Here is a 25357-nt window from a genome sequence, read left to right as displayed (position 1 = left end):
TCGGCCTTGTCTCGGCAGGCCTCGATACCTTTGGGAGAGGGATCGAAAAGCCATGAACGACGACTCCAATCCACGAATCGAAACGCTGGAAACCGACGAGGTTCCCAAGGCAACGCAATTGATTGCGGAGCTTGAAGAGTGCATCCTGGCGGGGAACGCCATCGGGATCTTCAGCCGACTGGTGAACTGCCACAACACCCGCCGCTGCCTGTGGAATAACAAGCAGCCCGACGGGCGGCTGGGTGAACAGGACCAGAAGGAAGAGAAACAAGTGTGGCGCTGGCCCGGAGCACCGGATGTGAGCGTGTATACCTGCGACAAGATTGTGCGCTGGCTGATGCTGCTGCGCTCTGCTGTGACGAGCCGCGGGGATGTAAGGTGCGAGCCGCGACGTGCTGCAGATGAGGCCCCGGCCGCGCTGGCTTCGCTCTGGCAGACCACCATGGACAGCCTGCTGGAAGACAAGAGCTTCAACGTGGCCTACCAAACCGACCTCTTCAGCACCTGCACGGAAGAGCTGGGTTATGGGATGATTCTCGTGGATGACGAGCGCAAGCAGCGAAGCGAACTCCTGCAGATGGACCTGCAGTCCATCACAGACAACCTCGTCGAGCTGGCACGTCAAGCCAAGCTGATCGAGCTGGCGCAACAGATGGAAGAAGCGCAGTCAGAGGAGCCGGTGGAACTCTCGGAAGAGGAAGACAGCGCGATTGTCCAGGAAGTGAACGTCAAACTTGAAATGCTTCTGGCGGACGAGGACGGTGATGACGAGCCTTATGTGGCGCTGCTGCAGAGTGTGGACCCGAAGATGTCCGAGGCTGAGGCGGAATCCGTGCTGGAGCAGCTGCGCGAAGAGCCGGCCAAGCCCGCGAAGTACACCGCGCCGCGTGATGATGGCTACATGTTCAACGTGGAGACGTTGATGCCGTGGATCAACTGCGTGCATCCAGTGACGATGAGCGGCGAGGGGAAAACAGACGCGCTGTTCGTGGTGCGGTACTATTCCGAGACGCAACTGCGGGAGAAAGCAGAAACGGAGAAGTGGGATGCCAAGGCGATGGAAGAGTTGCTGACGAAGAAGAATCAGTTCTTTGAGCAGCTCACGACCCAATCGGCCATCACGATTCCCAACTGGTCACTCAACAGCATGGGGGTGGGGCTGGTGATCGACCGCACAGCGCTGGAGAAGCTGCCGCGCTGGCTGGTCGTGTATGTGTGGCGCAAAGCCGTGAATGAGAAAGGCCTGCCGATGGTCTACAAAGGGGCTTTCAATCCGAACATGCCAGACGACATGCTGTTCTGGGAGCCTACCGACCTGGAAGAAATGCCGCTGGTGGTAGACACAGCGGAGCCGGTGCTGTATGCGATTCAGGCTCGTGGAGTGGCTGACATCGTGGCGGACAAGCAGAGCTTCGTGAAAGACACGCTCGACGGTGAAGGGGCGCGGGGCCAGCTGGGGAGCAATCCGCCGCTGCTGAGGACTGCCGGAGAGCACGTGGGCATAACCCCGGGCAAGGAACTGTATGCCAAACGCAGCGGCACGAGCAGCTATGCCGGCTCCCAGTTCATGCAAGTGCCACCGATTGACCAGGGTTCCATGGCTGTGATGCAGTACGTGGACAAGCTGGTGGACGATTACTACTTCCGAGGAAAGGACACCGACCCGGAAGACAAGCGAATGTTCCGCGAGTGGAAGGTGCTGCAGGCCCGCCGCTGCCAGGTGGCCGTGCTGAGAATCATCTGGACGATCATGCAGGAGAAGATGACGGACACCCAGATCAGCGACATCAACGGGCAGATGGTGAAGCTGGGGATGAACCGTGACCAGCTCAAGGGGCGAGCGGCAATCTCCATCGGCGTGCACGTGGACGGCTACGGCGACGATGCCGCCGAGAAGTTCGCCACGGTTCTGGGGATCATGATGCAGAATGACCGTGCGGGTGCGGTGGACTGGAACGAAGCGATGATGATCCTGGCGAGGATGCTTTCGCCGACGTATGCAAACCGGCTGGTGATGAGCCAGGAGGCGGCGAGCGGGAAGATCGTGGACGATCAGGAAAGCCGGATTGCGAAGATCATGGCCGGTGTGCCGGTGGGGTATGATGACAAGGCGAGCAACCCTCAGCTGAGAATGCAGGTGCTGCAGCAGTGGATGCAGATGCCCGGAAATGTGCAGCGCGCCCAGATGGACCCGACGCTGTCGGGCATGATGCAGAAAGAGCAGGAGTACCTGAACTTCCAGCAACAGCAGATTCAGAATGCTGTCACTGGACGCACGGGGGTAAAGGCAAATGAAGCAGGTGTGTCCTAAAGTCCGATCTACTCCATAGGGGAAAACTGTCTGAAATTCTGCTGAATCGCTTCGAGCACCATGGCCATGACGCAACAAGTAACATCGTCCTCAATCGCTGTCTTGTGGGACCACCGACCACTGAGGGCATACCCAGCGTCTGACATCGCCTTATTAATCGCGTCCTTGCCAAGGTTGACAGAGGTCAAAATGAGCTGGTTCTCATCATCAAGCTTTAACAGAAGGTCCATTGTTGTGCGGTTGGCGATGGCATCTTCCAATTCTTCAAGGGTGAAGGGACAGGGAACGCGATTTTGCAGCCGCGGTAGAAGCGTCCAACCAATGCAGGTGATCTGTGATATTTTGAGAGACATAAGTTTATGGTTCTATGTGGTAAGGCGTAAGTGCCAGAGAGGTATATCCTAATCCATCACACCAACGATGCATGCGTATGTTAAAGAAACTTTTTCGCCTACTAAGGCCTCGACGATTGATCAACATCCCTGATGCCTATGGGGCGATCCTTTCGCGGTCAGAGCTTAGAGCAACCCTGCACGGATACAGAGAAGATCCGAAGATCAGGGCCGTGCTGCAAATTCTGGCAGTGCAGCGTGAGGAGTGCATGGAGGCAGCAAGCAGTGATGCGCATCGAGGAGACGATACGCGCTACCAGCTCGGAGGCAGGCAGGCAGTGGATGACGTGCTGGCCATGCTGCTGATGCTGTTGGAGAACGGGGAAGTGCATTCGAGCCTGAAGGAATTTTTCAGGGACAAATAATTTCAGCCGGATTGTCTGCCGGTTGTTGGTTAGAGAGTGAGACACCCGGGGCGCGGAAGCGCTCCGGGTGTTTTGTGTTTGGGTATTCCAGGTTATTTCAGGTTTCCTAGGTTATTCTGGCGGGCAGTGGCTTGGGGTTTGGTGGGAAGGCGGGAATGATCGGCGCACTTGCCCATAGCGGCATGCACACATCATGGCTGCACAACACACACCCGCCGCCTCTGCCAGCGGCTCTGCAACATCGGGGAAAGCTACGCCAGCCGCTGCGGCTGGCGCGTCGACCGGCCCCGGTGAAGCGAAACCTGCCCCGGAAATGCCTGTCACCAAGGGATTCGAACAGCTTAGCCCGGCGGAGATTGCCGCCGAGTTCATGGGTTTGCCCGAGGAGAAAGGGTCTGGCGAGCGCAAAAAGGACACTCAGACGAAGGAGAAGCCCAAGCCTAAACTCAAGCCAAAAGCCGACGAAGAAGATGATGACGAAGAGTCTGAATCTGACGACGAGGAGGAGGATGAAGAATCCGATGCCGACGAGGAAGACGATGACGAAGAGTCTGAATCTGATGAGGAGGAACAGGATGAAGAATCCGAAGATGATGACGAAGAGTCTGAATCTGACGACGAGGAAGAGGATGAAGAATCCGAAGCCGACGAGGAAGACGATGACGAAGAGTCTGAATCTGACGAGGAGGAAGAGGACGCTTTCAAAGGCAAGAAGGGACTGCGCAAGCGGTTCAATCAGCTGCTGAAAGAGAACCCCAAATTGAAGCGCGAAGTCAAGACGCTGAGAGAACAGCTCGACGCACTTGGACAAGCACCCAACGCGGTTCTGGCGCCAAACGCCCTCAACCCTCTTTCAACCGCGAAAACCGAGGCGGAGGTGGAAAGCCTAGCTGCGGAGAAGCTCGCCAATGCGCGGGCCAAACTGCGCTGGCTGAACCGCCACCAAGACGGCGGCACGTGGGCCGAAGGCACCGACCAGGAACGGAAGATGTCAGCGGATGACGTTGACGCCGCAATCGAGCATTACGAGAACCTCACCAGTTCACTGGAGAAGGCGAAGACAGACCGCAAGGCCTGGCTGAAGACCTACGGTGAAACGGCCAAGGCACTCGGAGCCGAAAGCGTTTCCGACCTTACGCGGCCCAAGGTGGCCAATCGTGAAAGCGAACTCTTCAAGCAAGTGCCTGAACTGATGCGCGAACCTAGCTTCCTGCAGGTGCTCGCTGATGCGAAGGCCGGGCGTGAGCTCCGCGAGAAGAAGGGCAAGGGAATCAAATTCGTCGAGGTGAAACCACCGGCCAAGAAGGGCAAGGAGGGGAAACCCGCCAAGTCAGCTAAGCCGGAACAGCGCAGCAAACCCCGGGAAGAAAAGCCGAGGGAGGCGAAGCCCGCCGCGGGCAAGCTGACCGCACGCCAGCTGGATCAACTGCGCAACAGTGCGCAGAGCGGCGACCGCCAATCCCAAGCCGCCATCGACGCGGCATTCCTGGGCTGAAGTGCATTCCAAACTTTCACCCCTTTTCACGACCATGATCGTCCATTCTGGCAATCAGACCACCATCAAGCCGGACGTCTATGACTTCCTGCGCGGAGATATCGACCTCTCTCAAACCCCCATCTACAACCGGATGCCGAAAGGGCCTGACAGCCCCGACGCCAACCTGTTTCACTACGAATTCGACGCCCCGACCGCGCCTGATAACGGCGGCAGCCCGGACGGCCAGGAAGTCAGCTCCGACACGGCTGCGTCCTACGGTTCCAGGGCCAACATCTACGGGCGCATGCATCACTACGAAAAGCCCATCATCGTGGGCGGCGTGGCGCAGGGCAACCAGGTGTTCGCCACAGGCGGCCGTGATGAGTATGCCTACCAAGCCAAGGAAGGCATGCGTACACTGATGCGCAGCGCGGAGTACACCATCGTTGGCGGGCAGGAAAGCCAGACGGGCAGCAATGTGGCGAACCACAAGACGCGTGGTTTTGAGCGCCATCTGGTGGACACTGCCGGCATTGCCGCACAGACGGACACCCCGACTGTTGTCCCCTCGGCGTTCCGCTGTGTGTCCGGTGCGCTGAAGACGATGACTGTGACCGCGGGTGATTACCCGCTCACAGAAGACGACATCAATGATCCTTTCAGCGCGATCTGGGATGCGATGAAAGGCACCATTGACCTGGATGTCTTCTGCACGCGCACGTTCAAGCGGAAGGTGAGCAAGATGGGCTATTCCGTGCCCACCGATGCGGACATGACCATTGTGCGTCGCTACAACACCGAGTCGAAAGACATGAAGATCACGACCCGCGTGGACACCTACCAGGGCGACTGCGGCACGGCACGCTTCCAACTGCACCCCTGGCTGCGGTTTGACACCGGCACGCAGCTCTCTGAAGCGATCGGCATCGACTTCCGCTACGGCTGCCTGCGCATGCGCCAGACACCGAAGGTGGAGAAGCTGCCGAAGTCCAGCAACTCCACCAAGGGGCTGTGCACCCACACGTTCGGGCTGCAATACGTTCCCAAGATGGGCGCCCGCTGGAAGCGCAGCGCCTAAAGAGAGCCATTCCCTCTCCCAGAGGATCAACCGAGGCAAGCTCCACACGCCATGCTTAACGTCGAAATCACTCCCGAAGTCCGAGAACAAGTCTATGCCGCTGTCGGCGCAGACCTCGGCGCGTGGTGGATTGAAGAGTACAAGCGAAGGGCAAACGTGGAGCTTGCCGAGGCTCTGGATGAAATGCTGGAAGTCAGCGCGGAGAACTTCAAAGCCCAGCACCGGCCCACCGATGGGCTGGGGCAATGCACTTTCCGGATCGGAGCCAAGCTCAACGCCTGGCTTCATGCCTACTGCCCCAACTACGTCTACGACGAAGCCTTCATCAAACAGCTGATCGCGGACAACCAGCACCTTTGTTTCAAACCGACTTACCAGCAGAAGGCGCAAATCATCCGGCCTGAGTTTCCGGACGCCGCCGCTGCCTAGCCACTCTCAGCCATGGTCACCATACGTCCCAAACTTCACCATATCACAAGCCCTGCAGTGGGTGTGCTCGATGACCGCAGCGGGACGATTACCGCTGCCAACGCAAGCCAGGTCCTGATGGCCGCGAATACGGAGCGGGTGTACTGGAGCCTGCAAAACCACTCCGAGACTGCCGATCTGTGGATTCAATACAACGGCGCCGCGGTGGTCGGGCAACCAAGCATCCGAGTGGGGCCGTTGGAAACCTACACGCCATCGTTCATCGACTATCGGGCCGTGCAGATCATCTCTGACACGGCGGCTGTGCCCTTCACCTGCAAAGAAGGATAATTCATGGCGCGGACACCAGCCAGATTTGAAGATGTCTTTCGCGACTTCGTTGTCAGCCTTGGCGGCATCTACGAAGAAACGCAGGGTGCCGAGAAGGCCACGCTGCTGCGTCACTTCAACGCAGGCTATCGTGCTGCGTGGAAGTATGAAGGTGTGCCGTGGGAAGACTCATGGGAGGAAGGCACGCTGACTGTGACCGATGGAATGATTGATTACGGCGACATCGACGATGCGCACGTGTTCAATCTCTGGACCACAGATCCACGGCGCGGACCTGCCTGCTGGGTGGATGCGACCACAGCCAAGTCAGGTGTTTTCGTGGGCACCAACTACCCGCAGGTGTTTGGATTCTGGAGGCCTCCATGCCCGCAGTTCACCGGCACAGACCCCGATGCGCCTTTGATTGCGATCCTTACCGATGCCACGCTGGCGTTTGCCCAGGCAGAGCATTGGAGAGGCGCGGGCCAGTATGAGACGGGCGGAGCCAGAAGGAAAGACGCCAAGGATCTCTGCGACGAGCTGGCGGCCGTCGAATTCACAAGGCTGCAGTCGAAGTGGTGGCTGCGCAAAAAGGACTGATTTTATGAAACGATTGCTTCTCATCTTTCTCCTAGTGCCGCTGGTATTGATCGGCGCAGAAATCAGCGGCGGCGGCAAGCTGAAGCAGCTGGCGCGTGCATGGCTACTGGAAAACGGCACAGCGACCATCACGCCATCACAATCAGGAATGGGTTGGGCTGATGGCAAGTTCACGCTGCAAACTCCAGCGGGAGCGATGCAGCTCTATTCCACGGGTGACCCGCTGGAGCCAACGCTGTACTGGCCGGGGCGCATCACCGTGGACAGCATCGAGGCGGCAAGTTTGACGGCCAGCATTGACGGGAGCCAGGTGAACAGCGGAATCCTTGGAAGCGGAGTCATGCTGAACTCGATGACGCAACCCATGGCAGCATGGCAGGACAATGCAGGCTATGCAGGTGCCAACGGTCTCACGTATGCAAACACGGGGCCGCTGTCGCAGTCGCAGCCAACAACGCCCGGGAGCTACTTCGCAACCATCGACGTCATCAGTGGTGGCGGTCTGGTGAGAAACTACCTGCAAGGAACGGTGCGCACCCATGCGCAGATGGGCGTGCCGCAAGTGGTAAGCGCGCCCGCCACGGCATCGAGCACCGGCACTGCCGGCCAAGTGGCCTACGACGGTTCTTATTTCTACGTCTGCACCGGGACGAACACCTGGAAGCGCGCGGCCATCTCCACCTGGTAACCCATGAAACCATTCTTCATCTTCGCCCTGCTGCTGTGTGCACTGCCCGTGCATGCCATCACGTATGCCGATTGGATCGCTTCGTATGGCCTGACCGGCGGCAATGCCGCTACCACAGCCGACCCAGACCACGATGGGGTGCCTAACCTAATGGAGTATGCGCTGTCAGGGATGGTGCCGAATGTCTCCGACGCGAAGAGCGCGAGCATGCCACGCATCGCGTTCATGCGCAGGACGGGGCCGGCCATCGGCCAATGGGAGTTTGCGAGCTTCACGAAGCCACCCAGCAACGGCTACAACGGACGCTGGCACGTGGCCCTGCAGTATGCCCCGCGCCCAGGCGGGGAAGGCATTGTCTATGTCCCCGAGGTTGGAGACCTGACCTTGCGCCGCTGGTTTGACGGAAGGTCGGCCATTCGCTCCGAAGTGTATCCGGGTCTCGTGATCTCTGTGTGTCTGGCACAGGGGCAGCGGCACAAGCGGATGTTCATGCGGCTGGGTGTGGAGCTGGACGACGACGTGGGCGATGCACTGGCAGGCCTGACCGTGGGCGGCCTGAATGCGCAATCACTGGACACAGGATCGGCAACGCCCGTGGCGAGAGTCATCAGCCAGGCCAGCAGCAGCGTAGTGACCACTCAGGACGTGACAGTGACACGGTCTGTGGGAGCAACCACGGTGACAGACTACGTGTGGAACTGGACGCCCAACGGTCACAACGTGCTGCCAACAAGCGTGGCGAGATCCAGCAGCAACCCTGCCGTGATCACGCCACACACCACCGATCCCTACCGCTGGACGTGGACGGGCAACGGCACTGCCACTCTTCAACTGACCACGGCCACGGCAATCTACACGGCGGACGTCACCACGAGCACCGCGACAGGTGCAACGGCTGACACCTACCTGAGCACCACGGCAAGCACGATGAGAGCGCAGGTCGAAAGCACCATCGACACGCTTCTCGCCGGAAAGACAGCGAGCACAGCGCTGCCGATTTTCAGCACGCAAGATCATGCAGGCGGGGTGTATGTGAGGAACGCGAGCTGCTGGGCAACGGGTGTGGATCTGACACCGATCAGCCCATGGAACAGCAGCGGCGGAGCCTACTACGCGGGCATCCTGATCTCGCCAAGGCACGTGCTGTTTGCCTCGCACTATCTGCCGGCCACGGGCTGCACGATGCGCTTTGTGAAAGCCGACAATACGGTGGTAACGCGCACGCTGACAGCACTGTCAACGCTGGCCACGACATCGAGCTACTACCCCGATATGACGGTCGGGCTTCTAGACTCGGATGTGCCGGCAGGAATTGGGTTTGCGAAAGTGCTGCCCGACAACTGGGCAAGCTACCTGCCGACGCTGGCGACGCGGCCACTGCCCACCGTGGGAACCGACCAGGAAGAGAAGCTGCTGGTGCGCGAACTCTCCAGCCTGACCTCCGACCCCGGCGCCCGTGCGGTGTATGCCGTGCCTGCGGATGCACAGAGGCGAGCATTCTACGAGGACGTGGTCTCTGGCGACAGCGGCAACCCTTCCTGCCTGATCGTAAGCAACCAGCTCGTGCTGCTCAATCTTTGGACATTTGGCGGCTCCGGACAGGGAACCAGTGTGCAGGCATTCCGGACTGCGCTGCAGTCCGCCATGACCACGCTGGGGGGTGGCTACACGACCCTGACCAACATCGACCTTTCAGGCTTCACGAGCTTCTGATGCAAACCGAACCTCATAGCACCCAACGCATCGACGAAGAAGTCTGCCGCGAACACTGGCAGATGCTGGTAGGGCATGCTCTGCGCCGGGGATGCCCGACCGATGATGCGTGCGAGGCGGTGCAAGAGCTGTTTCTGAAGCTCCTCGAGTCCGGACAGTATGACACGCTGGGAGGATTCGCACCTGCGCAGCAGGGCGTGTGGCTCAGGCGAAAGCTGGACTGGCACCTGATCAACCGGCACCGCGCCAAGATGCGGGTGTGCCGAGGATCTGGCAGCGTGCCTTTGACGCTGGAGATGGCTTTGCATGTGGCAGGGCCTGAGACTCCCGAAACGCTGCATGACCTGGGCGTGCTGGCTGCGGCACTGCAGCGCGCAGGTGTGACGGAAGACACGATGTTTCGAGACAATCTGACCGGCGGAGAGCGCACGCGGTTGAGCCGCTGGAAGAAGCGGCTGCGCAGGAGATTCCAACATTTTTTGTCATAATGGACACGCAAGAAAGAATCATGTTTCAGATCGCAGTCGGGGCGCTGGCTTCGGTAATCGTGGCGCTCTTTGGCTACATCGTGAAGGACCATCACGAGTGCCGCCGGGACCGGCTGTCACTGCGCAAGCTGTTCGAGAAGACGCTGGAAGAACTGTCCTTCATCAAAGGACAACTGGCGATCTACAAAAGTGTGTTTCGGAAACTGAACATCTCGCTGCCAGAGGCGGCGGTTGAAGAGGGGCCGGAACAGGAAGGGTAAGAACAACAACAAAAACAATCGACGCATGAAAAATTGGAGAACAACGATCTTTGGCGCCCTGCTGGCAGGTGCGACCTTTCTGGGACAGTTTCAGTCGAACGGGGGCAACCTGAGCGACTGGAAGCTGTGGGTGATCCCGCTGCTTATGGCTGTGCTTGGCTACCTGGCCAAGGATGCCGGTGTGACAGGCTCACTCAAAGCGCTGGGCTTGCTGCTTTGCTGCCTGCTGGTGGTGAGCTGCGGGACGACTGCAGAGCAGAGGAAATCCATCGCCGTGAGGGTGGGGGGCGATGTGCTGGCCGATGTGGCGAACGGGGCCACGGTATGGCTGACGACGGGCAGCGGTGCGGCGGCGGGGGCGTCAATGATCGCGCTGGAGCTGAAGCAGCTGCCGGGGCAGGCGGCGGATGCGGCGAAGGTGCTGCAGGCGGTGCCGGTGACGAGCGCGAAGCAGCCGGTGGTGGTGACGCCGTGAGTCGGAGATGAAACAAGCTGGGGCAGAAAGCCCCGGATACCCCAAACTACCATGAGACTACTACCTGAGGCGATTGTGAAGGCCGCGACCAAGGAAATTGGCACGGAGGAAGTGAACGGCACGAACTGCGGGCCGCGTGTGGACCAGTACAAAGCGGCGACGGTGCTGCCGCCGCATGAGTCGTGGCCGTGGTGCGCGGCGTTTGTGTGCTGGTGCGTGTGGCAGGCAATGCAGGCGACGGGAATCAAGGAGACAGCGACATTCAAACGGCCAACGACGGCGAGCGCGTGGAACCTGGAGAACTGGTCGCTGAAGCAGGATGACACAACGCTGACGAAGCGGAGCCCAGGGCTGGACATCATGGCGGGGGACATTGTGATTTTCACGTTCTCGCACGTGGGGATAGCGACTGGTGCGCCGGATGAGAACGGAATGGTGCCGACCATTGAGGGCAACACGGATGTGGCGGGCTCGCGTGAGGGTGGCGGAGTGATGAACAAGCGGCGGAAGCTGAGCCTGATCAAAACGCGGATACGATTCACGGTCTGAACCAGACGGGCTAAAGCCCGAACAACGTACGCAGAAACCAGACGAAGAAACTGAAACGCTTATGGCATCACAAACATGGCAGGTGGTGGACGAAGAAAGCGGCCGGGTGGTGGAGACCATCGGCTGTGTGGCAGCTTCCGTGAAGCTGGCTGGTGTATTGCTCACCCAGAACAATGCGGTGGTGACATGCGCTGCCACAACGGGGCTATGGCCTGGCATGGTGCTGGTGGGCAAAGGCATCACAAACGGAACGACGGTGGCCACCGTTGACACGGCCACAACTTTTACCATGAGCGCCGTGGCTACGGCCACAGTGAATGCACCCGGAGTGCAGGTGGTGGCGCGCAGCTACATACCCTACCGCTTTGACGGGACGGTGGCGACGGTGGACTTGAATATCGAGCCCTACCGGGATCTGTTCGGGGGGAGCACGGCTTTCTCTGTGACCGCAGGTGGCAATGATTCGCCCGGCAATGGAAATGCGATGGAGGGGGCGGGGGTGTATATCACCGCACCGACACGGGGAGTAGTAAACTCTGGAGGGGGGACGGTGTCTGTGCTGACCGGGACGCTGAACGCGGCGGTAGATGACCGGCTGACCCACACGGCGCCGAGGCAGCAGAAGCAGACCGTGACGGTGGTGCACTTCATCCTGGATGACGGGAACGTGCTGCCCAAACGATGGTCGGCCAGCCTTGGGCTGTCGAGGGTGTCTTAATTCAAGTCACGGAGCACGATCATGGCTTACCTAGATTTTGAACCAGTGCCGAGCGGCCAGGCGGGCGTGCCTGACTTCATTGTGCGCGTGCCGAGCACGTCGATTCGTGGCGACAAAATGCCCGTGCCACTGGTGACAAAATACAAGGACTTCCCGTATCAGGTGCGGAGCCGTTCCAATGAGTCGTGGACCAAGGACTACATCTTTGTGGATGACCGGCTGGGAGGGCGGAGCGATGAGCAGAGTGAAAGTCCTCTGCTGTGGGAGTTCTACTTCACGCTCGACCGCAGCGCCATTTTCAGAAAGCCGATCAGCTACCTGACAGACCCGGGAACGATGCCGCATGAATGGCCCGACGTGATGATGCGTCTGGGGTTCATCGAAGACGGCACGCAGCCTCTGACCTTTGAGGTGGGGGGCCACGTCAAGAGTGTGCCGCGATTGTTTGAACGATACGTGATGCTGCCGGGCGGAGTGTATGCCAGCAAAATGAAGACGGAGGTGTTTCTGAGTGATCAGCCATTTCCGGACAACTTCTTCCAGCTCGATATTCCGGTGCCAACGGTGGTGACATGGAACATGCGGAACAGCAGCGGAAGCCAGCGGTGCCTGCATCCGCACATTCGCTTTCCCGAAACACAGATGGGAGGCACTGTGCTCAATGGGGCAGGTACGTTTGAGCGGCCTATCTCGATTGGTGAGTATCAGGACTTCCCCGCCACGAACCATACGACATGGATCACCCATGTGTGTGACGAGGTGGTGTCACAACAATCAGGAGTGCGGCGCTGCGTGAGGACCACGGTAAATCCTCCTGCGGTGAAACAGATGAGGTTCTGACCATGAGCACTGACTACTTCCAGAAAGGCAACATGAACCCACGGGGAAGGCCCGTGCTGCTGGGCAGCGGAATCAGTGCGTTCGGTTATGCGGGGAGCGGGACGAAAATCGTGAGCGTGAGGCCGATGACGAATTTTGTGAAGAGTGACAACTGGCAGTACAACAAACGATGAACTTTCTGAGAAACCTTTTAGGCCCAAAAGCCGCGCCCCTGATGGCGGTGACTGTGAGCACGCCCCTGTATGCGGAGCTAGCGCGAGCGGCTGTGGAGAGCGTCGAGCGGCACCTGAAGGTGCCTGTGCAAGTGGTGGAGTGTGAAGACCGGGAGGCCTATCTAACGAAGCTGAGGCTGGACAGGCTATGCCCAAAAACCAAGTGCGTCTTCTTTGATGCGGACTGGCGCGCGATCAGGGACATGGACCTGACGGGATGGGACGGTGCGGCGTGGATGGCGGTTCATGACCCGGGAGTGTTCCACCCCAAAGCATTTCCGGTGCATGACTGTCCGGTGCTGGGCCTAGATGCCGGACAATATTTTAACAGCGGCTTTTTCTGCTGGGATAATTCCAGGGCAGAGCACCGGGCAGTCTTTGGCACAGCCCGAAAGCTGAGCCAAGAAATCGAAGCAGGCAAAATAGACAAACTGCATGACTGGGGTGACCAGAGCCTTCTCAACGCAGGAGTGCAGCACAACAAGGTGCCGCTGCACCTGCTTCCCTTTGGCTTCAACTACATGAGGTTTATGGTGCAAGGGCGCAGCTTCCTGCACACTCCAGCGATGGTGCACGCGGTGCACGCAGCGGGCTTTCCAGTGGCGGAGAAAATGCGCCACCTGGACGTGGCCGCCGAGTTCTTGGGCTATGATCTGGACACCAGCGAGAGCGGCGAAAGGGCGGAAGACGCGGCGGTGAAATTTCAACACGCGAGGGCAATCAAACTGGCATGAACGCTTCCTTTCACGAGACCGGGAAATTGCTGCCAGGTGCTGCTGCTCATCAAATGCAGCTGGCTATTGCGTCTGCAGTTCTGGCGGATCTGGCCGCACCGATGGAGCAACGTGCCCACGCGAAGTGCTGGGCACTCTACCGAAGCATGGAGGGTGCGGATCTGGGCGCTGATGAGTGCAGGATGATAACGGCTCATGTGTCTCTGTGCGAGATCGGCAATGAGAGCGAGCGCGTGCGTTGGGAAACGAGCCTGAGAACAGCGAACTTTTACTGGCGCATGCTGAAACTGAAAGAGGCAGTGGCAACGTGGGACGAAGAAAGCCCCGTGACGGAGTGGCTGCGTGTGCATCCGAGCTTTGCTGTGAACTACATGCGGGTGAATGCAGTGCTGGCCTATCGGGCGCTGCTGCTAGGGCATGAAGAGGAATGCCGATCCTGTGTGCTGGACGCACTGCGCACCGGCCTGCGGACGTGCGCATGGCTCCATCCTGACCAGCATGTGCTGAGGCTTCTGGAGATGCGCGATGACTGGCATGCTTACGTGACGCTGGCGCTGATAGGCCAGAGGCAAGGATGCATCCCGATGGTTCACGCGCCTTGGGCGACCGCAGAAATGATTGAGCGGGATGACGGCCACCTGCCCTACGTGAAATGCCTCAAGCAACTGGGGGCAGGCGGGATGGCAGAGCGCCGAATCTGGTAGAGAAACCAAACACTGAGAGAGGACTTCATCATGGCCAAACCACCACCATCGAACATCGACCAGGAGCAGGACGATCAGCAGCAGGAACAGGACAAGGAACAGCCTGTGTCTGGAAGTCCCGCGGGCTTTCCGCAGACCTTTGCACCGATGGGGAAAAACAATCCCTTTGCGAACGTCATAGCCGCGAATCAGCAGGCTCCGCAGCCAGAGCCAATGCCGGGGGCAGGTAGCCGGCCGCCGAGTGGTGTAGATCCGTTTGCGGCGATAGCGAACCCGTTTGGGCAGCAAGGTCAGCAGGGGCAGCAAGCGCCAGGTGCTGGGAACCGACCACCAAGCGGGGCCATGCCTCCGAGCGAACCATTGCCGGGTCCTGTGAAACGGGGCACGGGGAGCGCTGCGGGGAACGGGAGCGGGTTGGATCAGTTTTACCGCAACCAAGCTCGTGGCCCGGGGACGGTGGGATTTGGGACGGGTGAGGCTTTTAACGCAGGATGGCAGCCACCTAAACCCGCAGCGGGATCGCCGCAGGATAACGCGAACTGGGCGAGACAACCGGTACAAGGCGGCGGTGGTGGCATGCCTACGAAGCCGCAGACGAACGAGCCGCTTCCGGGTGGTGGTGGTGGTGGTGGTGGTGGTGGCGACGAGGAAGATGATGGCGGCCCGAAGAGGCCCAAGCAACCGCAAGCACCCATGCAGTTCCCGCCAAGTGGCGGGATGCCGCCGCCTGCGCCCATGAACATACCGCCGCCGCCGATGTCGTGGCGACCGGCTGGCTATAAGGCTCCGCCGCCGCCGAGGCCTGCTGGGATTGGGGAGCCCTTGAGTCCCGGTATGAGTCAGACGTGGGCTGTGGGGCGCAGCCTGAAGGCACATCCTGAGCGGCGGCTGGAGATGGCGGAGCGTGAAGCGATGGCGGATGGAAACTACCATGCTGCTGCGCAGATCGCGGGCCAGCGGGTAGCGATGAACCAGCAGAATGCGGCCAACCAGGCAGCGGCAGAACACCAGCAATGGAGGGATGAGTATGCTGTGCAACAGGACCAGCAGCAGCGAATGGACCACTACCAGATGTGGCAGGCAGAGCAGGCGGCAAGGCAGCAAGCTGCAGACCAGCACTGGCAGCAGCAGATGACCATGTGGGGCCTGAACGAAGGCTCTGATGCGATGAAGGAAGAGCGCGCACGGCAGCAGCAAGAGCTGGACAGGAACCGCACGCCGAAGGTAGGATTCACTCCGATCCCTAACAGTGACTACGGCATTCCGACTGCGGACGGCAAGCCCATGGGCACGGTGCCGCAGCACCAGACGAAGCCGCAAGCGCCGACCGCTGATCAAATCTCCCAGCACATCGCGGACATGAAGGCCAAGGGCGTGAAGGCGCAGTATGGCAAAGGAGGCTGGACCTATGAACCGCAGGCCGCCAAGGCGGAGACGGTGAAGGTGGTCAACGATCTAGGAAAAATCGTGGACTTCCCAGCAGACCACGAGGTGCCTCCGGGGTGGAAGGAGCTGAAGAAGAAGGACGCCGGGGGTGGAGGGGCTGCGGCGGCGCAGCCTGCCAAACCTGCGGGGCAGGGAGGATGGAAGGGACTCCTGCCAGGGGTTTAATCACGATCATATTTCATACCACACAAGACCATGTCTGACGAAGTGACGATGCTGCATCCGGGAGAGCTGGACAACATGCTGAATGATCCGGACTTTCATGCGCTGCCGTTTGAGCAACGGAAGGAGGTGTCTGAGAAGGGGGTGGCTGCTGCATCCAACTATATCTCCAAGAACGGTGGGTGGACGCCAGAGAGGTGGCAGCAGTTTGGCACCCTCGCGCAGCAGACGCGGCAGCAAGTGAATGACTCCGAGACTGGGTGGGAGACCACGAAGCGGTATGCAGGAGTGGCAGGCAAGGCCATCAACGACATGGCCGGCATCGTCGGCACGGGGGTGATGGGTGTGAGTCCAGTGCTGCCCGATGGCAAGCCAGGGTGGGGTGTGGTGGGGCAGGTGCCGATGGAGACGCTGGGACCCGCCTTGGGCCGCAACATCACGAGCCTGGCGGTGAGCGGTGCGGCAATGCTGAGCGATGCGGAGCAGCCGCTGGTGAATAAGCTGGACGGGCTGAAGGAGCAGATCGACCGGGGGGACTTCCTCACTCACAAGGGTGGCTTCCAAGGGTGGATCGACGAGCACCACACGGGGCTGCAGAAGACGCAGGAGGAGTTTTACGGGGACAAGGACTATGCGGAGGAGAACAGCCTGCTCGGCAATCCTGCGAACGCGAAGCTGTTGCAAGGCTATCTGGTGAGCCGAAGCCCGCAGACATGGGAGGCGCTACAGAAGAACCTGCTGAAAACGCCCTTCATGGCGAAGCTGGAATACGACAAGCAAGACCTGGAAAACAATACAAAGCTGGGGCGTGCACTGAAGCCGGAAGTGAGGGGACTGATTTCCGAGGCGGCGGATCCAGCCGAGGTGATACCGGGAATGCTGGCGGTGAAGCAAGGTGTGAAGGCGGCCGCCAAGGGTGCGACGCGGCTGCAACGTGCTGGTGACGTGGCACTGGGACTGGCGGGTGAGCTGGCTGGTGAGCAGGTGAGCGCGACCATCGACAACCCGTATCTGAGCAAGCAGGAGCGGCTGCAGGTGTTGAAGGATTCACTGGCGGGCTCGCTGGGACTGATGGGCGCGGGCGCCGTGGTGAAGGCAGGCATGAACAAACTGACAGGGGCAAGCAATGAAAGCGTATCACAGGATCAAACGCCACCACAGGCTGCAGACACGGCACCTGCCGAAACTGCGCAGGAGCGGCAGCAGCTCGAAGGAACGTTGCCGCCGCCGACTGCCGAGCAATTGAACCGGCCAGAGGTGCAGGTGGAGCCCGCTCCATCCACTCTTGATGAGGACCTGCAGCGAGGCATTCAAACTCTGCCGCCGGAGCTTCAGCAAAGGAGCCAGGCCATCCTGAATGCAAAGGCTCCGGATGCCGAGTCGTTCCTTGCAGACTATCAGGCCAAGCATGGCAACGTGATCGACGCCGATCAAATGCGCGACATGCTGCGCAGCCCGGAGCATGATGGAACGGACTTCACGCGGGCAACAGATCCTCTGGTGGCGGCGCTGTCACGCGAGGCCACGAGACGAGCAATCGATGCACTGCCCGAGGGTGGCAACGTGGTGTTTTTGACCGGGGGGCCAGCCAGCGGGAAGAGCTATGTGCGCAGTCGGTTGCCGCAGATGGCAGAGAAAGCGGACGTATTGATCGATGCACCGATGGCAACCTACGCCAACGGCAAGGCGGCGATAGACCGGGCGCTGAGCAAGGGGGCCAACGTGTCAGTGACCTACATTCACACGCCACTGGAGAAAGCGGCGAAGAACATGATGGACCGCTATGAGCGGGAAGGGCGTGAAACGAACGCCGATAAGATGGCCGACATGCACCACAGGGCACAGCAAACTGTGCTGCGTCTGGCCAGGGAGTATGCCGGCAATCCGAAGGTGAAAGTGGAAGTAGCCGATAACAGCGGAGCCGTGCCAATGCACATCTCTCCCGGCGCGCTGGCTGGGCGGGCCTACGGCTCTCTTGACGATGCGCGGGGAAGGGTGCATACTCAGATTGACCATGAGCTCGAGCAAAGAAAGCAAAACGGATTCTGGACACCAGAACGGCAAGCCGCGATCCGCGGAAGAGTTGAGCAAAGTAATGATGGGCTACGTGCTCAAGGGACTGCAAATGCCGGCAGAGCCAACGCAACCGAAGCCCCAGGCCAAGCCGGTAATGGCGGCCCAGGTGCAAGCTCAGTAAACGAGTGGGAGAAAACGACCTTCGGCCAAAGGCTGAAAGCTGACGAGCGTCTAAGGCAAAGCTGGCGCCAGAGCGTAGGCAGCAACTACCGCGTGGAGTCCGAGGCGGAGTGGCAACAGCGGGCGAATGATTTCCTAGACCGTGAGGGACCCGAGGCGGCATTTGCCGTGATGACTGATCCGGAAAGCGGCCTCGTGGATTCTGACCGCGTGGCCATCGGCCTGCAGTTGATCCTTCATCTCGATGAAGCCATCCGCCAAACCGAAATGGCCGGAGGAGGTGATACCTCTTACCTCGATGACCTGTTGCACGAAACAGCCGAATGGGTGGAACACAAAGGCACGACTCTTGGGCAGGGGGTGCGAGTGTTTGGGATGTGGACGCGCATGAGCTCCGAGGGAGTGCTGCGGGCCTTTGAACGCAAGGTCCATGCAGCCCGAGAAAAGCAGATGTCTGTGCAAACCGGCCAAGATCCAGCAAAGCTGGCCGACGAAGTGAGCACCACGGCGGCGGAGGAACGAGACGACGTGGCCGCCGAGGCGCTGGGAGAAACCACCGCCGATCAGCTCGCGGAGCTGCAGCGACAAGTCGCAGAACTCCGCCAGCAGCTCGCCCAGGCCACACAGGAGGCCTCAGCAGCGCAGCTGGAGGCTACGCAGGCTTCGACTCCAGCCGACGCTGCCCAGGCCCAGAAACGCGCCCAGAAAGCGGAGAAGCGCCGCCAGCGTGCCCAGGCCGACCTAGCCAAGGCCACGGCCCGCCAGCAGCGCAAAGCGGCGGAAGCGGGCAAGCCGCGTCCGCCCAGCCAGAAGAAGCCAGGGCGCGTCGATCCCCAAGCCCTCGCAGCCCGTCTCATTGCGCAGATGGAACGGCAGCAAGCAGCCTCACCATCTGCGCAACCAGCCGGGCAAGCCGCCAAAGATCAGGTCCACAAGCTCGCCTCCGACTACACGGCCGGCCGGATCGACGGCCCGACGCTCCAAGCTTCGCTTCAAGCGCTGGGCATCGATCCGGACACGGCCGCCCGTCTCCACTCGCTACTGGACGATGATGCCGCCGCCGCTCACGCGACGGCTCAGAAGCGCGAGGCGGAAGATCTGTCCCGGCAAGCCTGGGACCAGATCAACCGCCTCACAGAGCGCCATGTGACCGGTGGGCCTCACCAAGTGAAGCAGAACACAGGCGCTCTCAGCCAGCTCATTCGAGACTATCTGAAGGCCACGCCTGACCAGCTTCCCGATTTCAACGGGAAAGCCCGTCAGCTAGGCCTGGACGCTGCGCTGGCTGTGGAACTGCAGCGGATGCTGGACATGGAGCGCGCTGCCAAGGCTGCGCTGGCTGAAGCCAATGCCGCCGAGCGGAAACTGAATGCCTTTCAGCAACAGCTGAAAGGGCACATTGACCGCTTAACGCTGCGGCACGTGATCGGCGGCCCGCATCAGGCCAAGGAAGTCGGAAGCGCTCTTAGCCAGGCAATCCGCGAGTACATCAAAGCGAAGCCCGACGCACTGCCCGACATTAAGGCACAAGCCATGGCGCTGGGAGCCAGCGAAGCGCACGCCGCCGAACTGCAGCGGCTGCTGGACAAAGAGCGCCATGCCATCGCTGTCATCGCACAGGAGCGTGCGATAGACAGGCTGATGAAGCAGCTGACACCGAAGCTGCCAGGCAAAGCACGTGATCGTATGCCCAAGTTTTTGAGGAAGCTGTTCGACGCTCACGAGCTCGGCGCTCTCGACCGTCCGCAGTTTTTGAAGGCCTTCGCCGAAGCGTTCGATTTGCCATTGATGGACGATGCTACGCGGAAGAAAATCAAGGGTCTCATCGAGGCGCAGAAAGCCGCGCCTGAGGGGTTCCTGAGACAGGAGGCCACGACAAAGCTGATGGCTGAACTGGCGATGTGGAAGGGGATACCAGCGCTCGACATCGTGACAGCGTTCTGGTATGCCAACGTGCTGAGCGGATTGACAACGCAGGGCGTGAACGTCTTCGGCAACGCGGTGCATCTGATGCTCAAAACTTTGACTGTGGGGGCCACGCACAATCCTGTACAGACGTGGCATTTCATTCGCGGCATGTTCGAGGGTGCCAAGCGTGGAGCCTTCGAGGGATGGAACACGCTGAAGACAGGCTTGGTGCCTTACAAGGGTGACCTGCATTTCGGGAGCGGCCAGACGCTGGAGCTGATTCACAGCGACAATCCGCAGACGTGGGGGCAACGGTTTAAGAATGGAGTGGCGCTGGGCCGTTTTGTTTTCCGTGCCCTGGGTGCTGGCGATGCTTTCTTTTATCACACGGCCAAGGAAGGGCGTGCGTGGCTCGAAGCAGCGCGCTATGCCTCAGAGCAAACGAAGACCAACGGTGGGAGGTTCACGGATTATCTCGCTGAGCAGCTGGGCAATGGTCCGACGCAGTATCAGAACGCGTTATCGCAGGCACAGGCTGAGATGGCAGGAACAAGCAAGGGGAGGAACCAGGACTACGTCGAGCGCAGGGCATGGGAGATCATGGAAGCATCGAGGCCCGTGGATCTGAATGCCAAGGCTTCAAGGTTTGGAGATCTAACAACATTCACGCAGGAACCCGAGGGAACGATGGGTGCCATTGCAGGACTGATCAACGATGCGCACAAGCGGCTCTCGATCCCGAGTCCTTGGGGCCCTGTCCGGGTGCTGACGCCGTTTATTCCATTCGTTAACATTGTCGCGAATGTGACAAGCACTGCCTTAGATTTCACTCCAGTGGGCATTGTCAGAGGAACTCTTGGGCGCTTCACGAGACATGGGCTGGACCGTAGCCAAGTGGACTTCGATGCCTGGGAGGGACGCCAGCGCATCGCCTCCGGCATGCTCGGCACATTAGGCGCAGGCCTGTGCTGGGGCTGGGCACTGGCTCTGCGCGATCGGGATGACGACGAAGTCCCCTTCATGATCTACGGCATGGGGCCTACGACGAAAGCGCGCCGAGATCAAATGCCCAAGGGCTGGCGCCCATTCACAGTCAAGGTCGGAGACGGCTACGTCTCCTATGCTGAGACGCCGCTTTCGCTGGTGTTTGCCGTGGCCGGCAATGCCATGGACTACCTGCGATACAATCCAAAGGGGAAGGAAGAGCACGCTCTGGGGGCAGCGGCTTATGCGCTGGGGACTTCGCCTCAGGCGCTTTTGAAAACAGGGGTGCTATCGAGCATCAATGATCTGTTCAACCTCTTGGAAGGGCAGCGTAGCAGTTCACAGTTTGCCACGCGGTTTGCGGCTGGGTTCGTGCCTGCACAAGGGCTGCTGAGAGACATCAGCGAATTGTTTCACGGGGACAAGATCGACGACACGACCATCACAGCCGGGTTGCTCAAAGATGTGCCTGTGATCCGGGAAATGGTGGGCAAGCCAGCGCTGAACATCTTTGGCGAGCCTGTGAAGCTCGACACGCTGCAACGTTTGCCAATCATGAAGCGCCTCGCCACGGGACAGGGCGAGGACGAGCAAGGCCTGTGGCTGGCCCGTCAAAAACTTTGGCTGCCAGGCTTAGACAACCAGATCGACGTCGGCAGCTACCTCAGCAAGATGGAGAAGAAAGCCGCCAAGGAGGGGCCGTGGCGCATCGAAAGAGAACGGAAGCTGGGCCGGGCTGCAGCTGATGTTCTGACGTCCGAGGAACGATATGAACTTGTGAAGACGGCCGGGCCGGGCATACGTCAGGCGGTGAAGGAAATGCAGACCATCAAAGAGAACTTTCCAGAGGCGACGCGGGAGCAAATGCAGGACCGGCTGAATGCCAAGGTGGTAGCTCAAAGGCGTCTGGCGATGCGGAAAGTGCTGGGTTTTGACGGTAGCTGAACCGGTAGCAAAGTGATTTTTGCCCTGGAGGCCTTGTAAAATCAGGGGTTCAGCGCACCAAGACAACTCTTCTGAATCTGTTATTCAAGGTTCGAATCCTTGTGAGGCAGTCATTTCGCCCCCACATCAATGCAAATGTAGACGTGCTGTTGCTTTAGCCCCGCAAATATCAGCCAGTCTCGCGAGGTAGACATCAGGATAAAACAGGAGATTTTGATTCTCTCGTTTAAGGTTCGAGTCCTTACAGGGTAATCGCTGCCTTCCCCACCTCCATCATTCCCCCCTCATGCTCCGCTTCATCCTCTTCGGCTTCCCTGTCATGATCCACGGCATTTTCTGGCTGAATGCCGCGCTCATGGGCGGCGCCATCTCGGCCCAGTCCTCCCTGGAATGGCTGCAGGTGCTCACCTGGGTGGCTGCGGCGTTTATCTCGATCCTGATTCACGAGCTGGGGCATGCCATGGCCATGCGCAACTTCGGCGACCGCCGCGTGGGCATCGTGCTCTTTGCCTTTGGCGGGCTGGCGGTGGGCAGCCAGGCGCGCACGCGCCGGGAGTCCCTGATCGTCACCTCCTCGGGCCCGGCGCTGCAGATCCTCGCCGGTCTGGTCGTCGGGTGGGCCGCCACTCTCTGGCGGCCGCCGTGGCTCTGGCTCTACCTGCTGCTCGATAATTTCACTGTGATCAGCATCTTCTGGGCGCTGCTCAATCTCGTGCCCGTGCTGCCCCTGGACGGCGGCAATCTGTGCCGCACCTGGCTCGGACATGCCCGGCAGACCCAGGCGCTGAAGATCAGTCTGGCCTGCGCGGTGGCACTGGCGCTGCTTTCCCTGCAGCCGGACCTCTGGCTGGGCCTGCAGGATGGCGTGCTGCGCCTGCTCCAGATCAACGCGCGCGTCCGCGTCGGCAGCGGCCTCTTCACCCTCATCGTCTTCGGCATGCTGGCGTGGAATAATTGGAAGCAGTTGAAGAATGAGCCGCAAATTCCGTGGATGAATGCGCGTTGAAGGTGCATTGGACTGTTTTCGTCCCCTGATGCGCCTTTCCCGATCACTTTTCATCCTCTTCGCGGCCACCACGCTCGCGGCCGCCCAGTCCCCCAAGCCGGAGCTGATCTCCCCCCAGGTCAAGGCGGCGGTGGACAAGGCCGTCGGCTGGCTGATCAAGCAGCAAAAGTCCGCCGGCTACATCGTCGATGAAAAGACCGATGCCAAGCCCACGCGTGGCGATCTGCCCTCCCACAGCGCGGCCATGACCTCGCTCGCGCTCATGGGGCTGGCCTCCGTGGGTTACATGCCAGACGACCCCACGCCCGAAGGCCAGGCCTGCGGCAGAGCCCTTCGCTACGTGGTGGAGGGTGTGGAGGCGGATGAAAACGGTTACCTCGGCCGCAGCGACCGCTCGCGCATGTACGGCCACGGCATCATCTCCCTCATGATGGGAGAGATGATCGGCCACGCCCCGGACGAAGCCACGGACAAACGCCTGCGCAAACAGCTGGAGGGCGCCATCCAGCTCATCATCCGCTCCCAGCAGGTGCCCAAGAGCGAGGCCAACCGCGGCGGCTGGCGCTATGAGCCTAGCTCCAGCGACAGCGACATCTCCGTGAGCGTGTGGCAGGTCATGGCCCTGCGTGCCGCCAAGAACGCCGGATTTGAAGTGCCCAAAGGAGCCATCGACAACGCCGTGGCCTACATCAAGCGCAGCTACCGCGTGGACCGCGACTCCAACGGCCGCCCGAAGAGCGACAACGCCGCCTTCAGCTACGAGCCCTACGGCGGCCGCCAGACCTTCTCCACCACCGCCGCCGGCCTGCTTTCCCTGCAAGTCTGCGGCCAGTATGAGGCCCCCGAAGTCCTCGGCTCCGCCAACTGGCTGCTCAAGTCCCCGCCCGAGATCAATGAACCCTGGTTCTTCTACGGCTGCTACTACTACGCCCAGGGCATGTACCAGCGCGGCGGCGACCACGCCGCCACCGCCCGTCAGAAGACCGAGCAGACCCTCATCGCCGCCCAAGGCCAGGACGGCAGCTGGTTCCCCCGCAATGGCAATGAGAAAAGCGCCGGAGCGGTGTATGCAACGTCGCTCGCCCTACTCAGCCTGAGCGTGCATCATCACTTCCTGCCGATTTATCAGAAGTAGGGGGCGCTGTGCAGCGTCAAGGAAGTGGCCGAGTCGCTCAGAGGTGTTATTCCTTTCTTCCACAACCCTAGCATCGGCATGACATTCACAGGACTATATAAGTCGGTCTTCCTGCTATTATTCGTCCTGTCGTTGACCGGGGCTCCCTGCCTCGCACTGACTCCAGCCGTTTGCGAACACGTTGTTTTCCACGGCGACCGCAATTTCTTGCTGGAAGCTCAATCTTGTTACGGTTTGGCTTTCGAGAGCCAGTTCACACCCGAGGAAGAGAACAAGGTCCTCCTCAACTTAACTTCGATGATCAAAGAATTTCGCGTCCGCCGACTCGGAACCGGGGAAGAATTCGAAATTGAGAGCATCATAAACCGGCTGCAACAAGCCGAGTATCGCATTCAAATGATGCCGGTCCTCATCAAAGGGAGGCGAATGCTCATGCTCCACCTGCTGGCGACGGAAGCCGGTTTGGACATCTGGCGTAAAACCTATTTCACGATCTCCGATGGAGGCACTTTCAGCACCCGCGTTTTCGTCGATTTAACGACTTTCAAAGTCGAGCTGATCAATTGGAATGGATACGGCTAGATAAAGCTGAGTCAGCCAGTTTGACTGCGCCGTGCTGAGCCTGAGCGTGCATCACCACTTCCAGCCCATCTACCAGAAGAAGGCAACGCGAAGCTGGATATGGAGTGCGGTCGCGCAGCGAAGAATGAGCGCAGCTACCGCTTTCGCCGTGCAGGACGGCCAAACAAAGCCCACAAACCCGACGAAAGCGGCAGCCTGTGCGCTCTCGCCACCCAGCATGCCCACGCCCGCCACAAGACGCCCGAAAGCGGCAGCTTTGCCCATCCCTCGCTTCGCGCGCCGCACTCCAAATTCCCGCCGTGCATGATCGCGAGCTTATCGTTCTCGTCCTCGTCCTACTCGAACTCGTCCTCGATCACGGGGCATCGCTTCAAGCCACCGCTTTCAAACGACAAGCCGCCCCTCCTCCTGCGTCAGCATCTTCCTCCTCTTACTCCCAGACTGAAACGCCCAGAACTCCACAGCACTCCTCCAGCACACACACCCGCCGCGCTCCGACGACGGCGGGCTAGGGACACAGGCTGTGTGAAAACACTCTTTTTAGAGAGGCCTGCCCGGAATGCCGGTTAAATTCTGGCATTCTGCCAAGCGATTTTGCCTTCAGTGCTGTGCTGCTTTCCTGAGCGCTTGTAATGCGCTTATCAGAGGGAG

Annotated in this window: 24 protein-coding genes; 23 read left to right on the top strand and 1 reads right to left on the bottom strand. The window is 60.0% G+C overall.

All coding sequences use genetic code 11. The features are described from left to right. Positions 1-52: 52 nt before the first annotated feature. Positions 53-2311 (top strand): hypothetical protein, encoded by a 2259-nt coding sequence (locus ACILSO_RS29305; RefSeq protein WP_395741047.1) that lies wholly within the window; start codon positions 53-55, stop codon positions 2309-2311. Between the two features lie 8 nt (positions 2312-2319). Here the strand turns inward: ACILSO_RS29305 and ACILSO_RS29300 are convergent, their stop codons facing one another. Continuing rightward, the gene (locus ACILSO_RS29300) at positions 2320-2664 is read right to left on the bottom strand and encodes a hypothetical protein (protein WP_395741046.1); all 345 of its coding nucleotides are present in this window, start codon (positions 2662-2664) and stop codon (positions 2320-2322) included. 116 nt (positions 2665-2780) lie between these two features. On the opposite strand from ACILSO_RS29300, the gene ACILSO_RS29295 reads away from it, so the two are divergent. From ACILSO_RS29295 to ACILSO_RS29190, 22 genes are all read left to right on the top strand, one after another. Then, on the top strand, positions 2781-3068 hold the full coding sequence (locus tag ACILSO_RS29295; RefSeq protein ID WP_395741045.1) for a hypothetical protein: 288 nt from the start codon (positions 2781-2783) through the stop codon (positions 3066-3068). Between the two features lie 193 nt (positions 3069-3261). Continuing rightward, positions 3262-4563: a hypothetical protein gene (locus tag ACILSO_RS29290; RefSeq protein ID WP_395741044.1), complete on the top strand. Its 1302-nt coding sequence runs from the start codon at positions 3262-3264 to the stop codon at positions 4561-4563. Positions 4564-4597: 34 nt separating this feature from the next. After that, the gene (locus ACILSO_RS29285) at positions 4598-5623 is read left to right on the top strand and encodes a DUF5309 family protein (RefSeq protein WP_395741043.1); all 1026 of its coding nucleotides are present in this window, start codon (positions 4598-4600) and stop codon (positions 5621-5623) included. Positions 5624-5674: 51 nt separating this feature from the next. Beyond that, positions 5675-6052, top strand: a complete 378-nt coding sequence (locus ACILSO_RS29280; protein ID WP_395741042.1) for a hypothetical protein — start codon at positions 5675-5677, stop codon at positions 6050-6052. Positions 6053-6064: 12 nt separating this feature from the next. Continuing rightward, positions 6065-6382, top strand: coding sequence for a hypothetical protein (locus tag ACILSO_RS29275; protein WP_395741041.1), 318 nt, complete (start codon positions 6065-6067; stop codon positions 6380-6382). 3 nt (positions 6383-6385) lie between these two features. Further along, complete coding sequence (locus ACILSO_RS29270; RefSeq protein WP_395741040.1) at positions 6386-6961, top strand: hypothetical protein; 576 nt, start codon at positions 6386-6388, stop codon at positions 6959-6961. A 4-nt stretch (positions 6962-6965) separates the two neighbouring features. Then, positions 6966-7649, top strand: a complete 684-nt coding sequence (locus ACILSO_RS29265; protein ID WP_395741039.1) for a hypothetical protein — start codon at positions 6966-6968, stop codon at positions 7647-7649. Positions 7650-7652: 3 nt separating this feature from the next. After that, the gene (locus ACILSO_RS29260; protein WP_395741038.1) at positions 7653-9362 is read left to right on the top strand and encodes a hypothetical protein; all 1710 of its coding nucleotides are present in this window, start codon (positions 7653-7655) and stop codon (positions 9360-9362) included. Continuing rightward, a complete protein-coding gene (locus ACILSO_RS29255) occupies positions 9362-9850 on the top strand; it encodes an RNA polymerase sigma factor (protein WP_395741037.1) in 489 nt (162 codons plus the stop codon). The genes ACILSO_RS29260 and ACILSO_RS29255 overlap by 1 nt, the downstream gene beginning before the upstream one ends. A gap of 20 nt (positions 9851-9870) precedes the next feature. After that, on the top strand, positions 9871-10110 hold the full coding sequence (locus ACILSO_RS29250; RefSeq protein WP_395741036.1) for a hypothetical protein: 240 nt from the start codon (positions 9871-9873) through the stop codon (positions 10108-10110). 25 nt (positions 10111-10135) lie between these two features. After that, complete coding sequence (locus tag ACILSO_RS29245) at positions 10136-10585, top strand: hypothetical protein (protein ID WP_395741035.1); 450 nt, start codon at positions 10136-10138, stop codon at positions 10583-10585. A 51-nt stretch (positions 10586-10636) separates the two neighbouring features. Next, entirely contained in the window at positions 10637-11134 is a 498-nt protein-coding gene (locus tag ACILSO_RS29240) for a CHAP domain-containing protein (protein WP_395741034.1), read from the top strand. Between the two features lie 61 nt (positions 11135-11195). Next, positions 11196-11852 (top strand): hypothetical protein, encoded by a 657-nt coding sequence (locus ACILSO_RS29235; protein WP_395741033.1) that lies wholly within the window; start codon positions 11196-11198, stop codon positions 11850-11852. Between the two features lie 21 nt (positions 11853-11873). Beyond that, positions 11874-12692: a hypothetical protein gene (locus ACILSO_RS29230; RefSeq protein WP_395741032.1), complete on the top strand. Its 819-nt coding sequence runs from the start codon at positions 11874-11876 to the stop codon at positions 12690-12692. 2 nt (positions 12693-12694) lie between these two features. Next, entirely contained in the window at positions 12695-12865 is a 171-nt protein-coding gene (locus tag ACILSO_RS29225; RefSeq protein WP_395741031.1) for a hypothetical protein, read from the top strand. Positions 12866-12918: 53 nt separating this feature from the next. Continuing rightward, complete coding sequence (locus tag ACILSO_RS29220; RefSeq protein WP_395741030.1) at positions 12919-13638, top strand: hypothetical protein; 720 nt, start codon at positions 12919-12921, stop codon at positions 13636-13638. Continuing rightward, positions 13635-14342 (top strand): hypothetical protein, encoded by a 708-nt coding sequence (locus ACILSO_RS29215; RefSeq protein WP_395741029.1) that lies wholly within the window; start codon positions 13635-13637, stop codon positions 14340-14342. Before ACILSO_RS29220 ends, ACILSO_RS29215 begins: the two co-directional genes overlap by 4 nt. A 576-nt stretch (positions 14343-14918) precedes the next feature. Next, positions 14919-15953 (top strand): hypothetical protein, encoded by a 1035-nt coding sequence (locus tag ACILSO_RS29210; RefSeq protein WP_395741028.1) that lies wholly within the window; start codon positions 14919-14921, stop codon positions 15951-15953. Positions 15954-16373: 420 nt separating this feature from the next. Beyond that, entirely contained in the window at positions 16374-21983 is a 5610-nt protein-coding gene (locus ACILSO_RS29205; protein ID WP_395741027.1) for a zeta toxin family protein, read from the top strand. A gap of 286 nt (positions 21984-22269) precedes the next feature. Continuing rightward, positions 22270-22989, top strand: coding sequence for a hypothetical protein (locus tag ACILSO_RS29200; protein WP_395741026.1), 720 nt, complete (start codon positions 22270-22272; stop codon positions 22987-22989). Positions 22990-23017: 28 nt separating this feature from the next. Beyond that, the gene (locus ACILSO_RS29195; RefSeq protein WP_395741025.1) at positions 23018-24124 is read left to right on the top strand and encodes a hypothetical protein; all 1107 of its coding nucleotides are present in this window, start codon (positions 23018-23020) and stop codon (positions 24122-24124) included. Positions 24125-24148: 24 nt separating this feature from the next. Further along, on the top strand, positions 24149-24706 hold the full coding sequence (locus ACILSO_RS29190) for a hypothetical protein (protein ID WP_395741024.1): 558 nt from the start codon (positions 24149-24151) through the stop codon (positions 24704-24706). Positions 24707-25357 lie beyond the last annotated feature (651 nt).

The sequence above is a fragment of the Prosthecobacter sp. genome, assembly GCF_044226605.1.
Lineage (GTDB): Bacteria > Verrucomicrobiota > Verrucomicrobiia > Verrucomicrobiales > Verrucomicrobiaceae > Prosthecobacter.
Note: the sequence above shows the minus strand (reverse complement) of the source record. Positions and strands in the feature narration are given on the sequence as shown.

Coding starts and splice junctions, on each gene's coding strand:
- ACILSO_RS29270 (WP_395741040.1), top strand. CDS start 6,386: ATGGCGCGGACACCAGCCAGATTTGAAGATGTCTTTCGCGACTTCGTT.
- ACILSO_RS29290 (WP_395741044.1), top strand. CDS start 3,262: ATGGCTGCACAACACACACCCGCCGCCTCTGCCAGCGGCTCTGCAACA.
- ACILSO_RS29285 (WP_395741043.1), top strand. CDS start 4,598: ATGATCGTCCATTCTGGCAATCAGACCACCATCAAGCCGGACGTCTAT.
- ACILSO_RS29210 (WP_395741028.1), top strand. CDS start 14,919: ATGCCTACGAAGCCGCAGACGAACGAGCCGCTTCCGGGTGGTGGTGGT.
- ACILSO_RS29245 (WP_395741035.1), top strand. CDS start 10,136: ATGAAAAATTGGAGAACAACGATCTTTGGCGCCCTGCTGGCAGGTGCG.
- ACILSO_RS29280 (WP_395741042.1), top strand. CDS start 5,675: ATGCTTAACGTCGAAATCACTCCCGAAGTCCGAGAACAAGTCTATGCC.
- ACILSO_RS29275 (WP_395741041.1), top strand. CDS start 6,065: ATGGTCACCATACGTCCCAAACTTCACCATATCACAAGCCCTGCAGTG.
- ACILSO_RS29195 (WP_395741025.1), top strand. CDS start 23,018: ATGCGCCTTTCCCGATCACTTTTCATCCTCTTCGCGGCCACCACGCTC.
- ACILSO_RS29200 (WP_395741026.1), top strand. CDS start 22,270: ATGCTCCGCTTCATCCTCTTCGGCTTCCCTGTCATGATCCACGGCATT.
- ACILSO_RS29250 (WP_395741036.1), top strand. CDS start 9,871: ATGTTTCAGATCGCAGTCGGGGCGCTGGCTTCGGTAATCGTGGCGCTC.
- ACILSO_RS29300 (WP_395741046.1), bottom strand. CDS start 2,664: ATGTCTCTCAAAATATCACAGATCACCTGCATTGGTTGGACGCTTCTA.
- ACILSO_RS29215 (WP_395741029.1), top strand. CDS start 13,635: ATGAACGCTTCCTTTCACGAGACCGGGAAATTGCTGCCAGGTGCTGCT.
- ACILSO_RS29235 (WP_395741033.1), top strand. CDS start 11,196: ATGGCATCACAAACATGGCAGGTGGTGGACGAAGAAAGCGGCCGGGTG.
- ACILSO_RS29265 (WP_395741039.1), top strand. CDS start 6,966: ATGAAACGATTGCTTCTCATCTTTCTCCTAGTGCCGCTGGTATTGATC.
- ACILSO_RS29230 (WP_395741032.1), top strand. CDS start 11,874: ATGGCTTACCTAGATTTTGAACCAGTGCCGAGCGGCCAGGCGGGCGTG.
- ACILSO_RS29255 (WP_395741037.1), top strand. CDS start 9,362: ATGCAAACCGAACCTCATAGCACCCAACGCATCGACGAAGAAGTCTGC.
- ACILSO_RS29260 (WP_395741038.1), top strand. CDS start 7,653: ATGAAACCATTCTTCATCTTCGCCCTGCTGCTGTGTGCACTGCCCGTG.
- ACILSO_RS29240 (WP_395741034.1), top strand. CDS start 10,637: ATGAGACTACTACCTGAGGCGATTGTGAAGGCCGCGACCAAGGAAATT.
- ACILSO_RS29225 (WP_395741031.1), top strand. CDS start 12,695: ATGAGCACTGACTACTTCCAGAAAGGCAACATGAACCCACGGGGAAGG.
- ACILSO_RS29305 (WP_395741047.1), top strand. CDS start 53: ATGAACGACGACTCCAATCCACGAATCGAAACGCTGGAAACCGACGAG.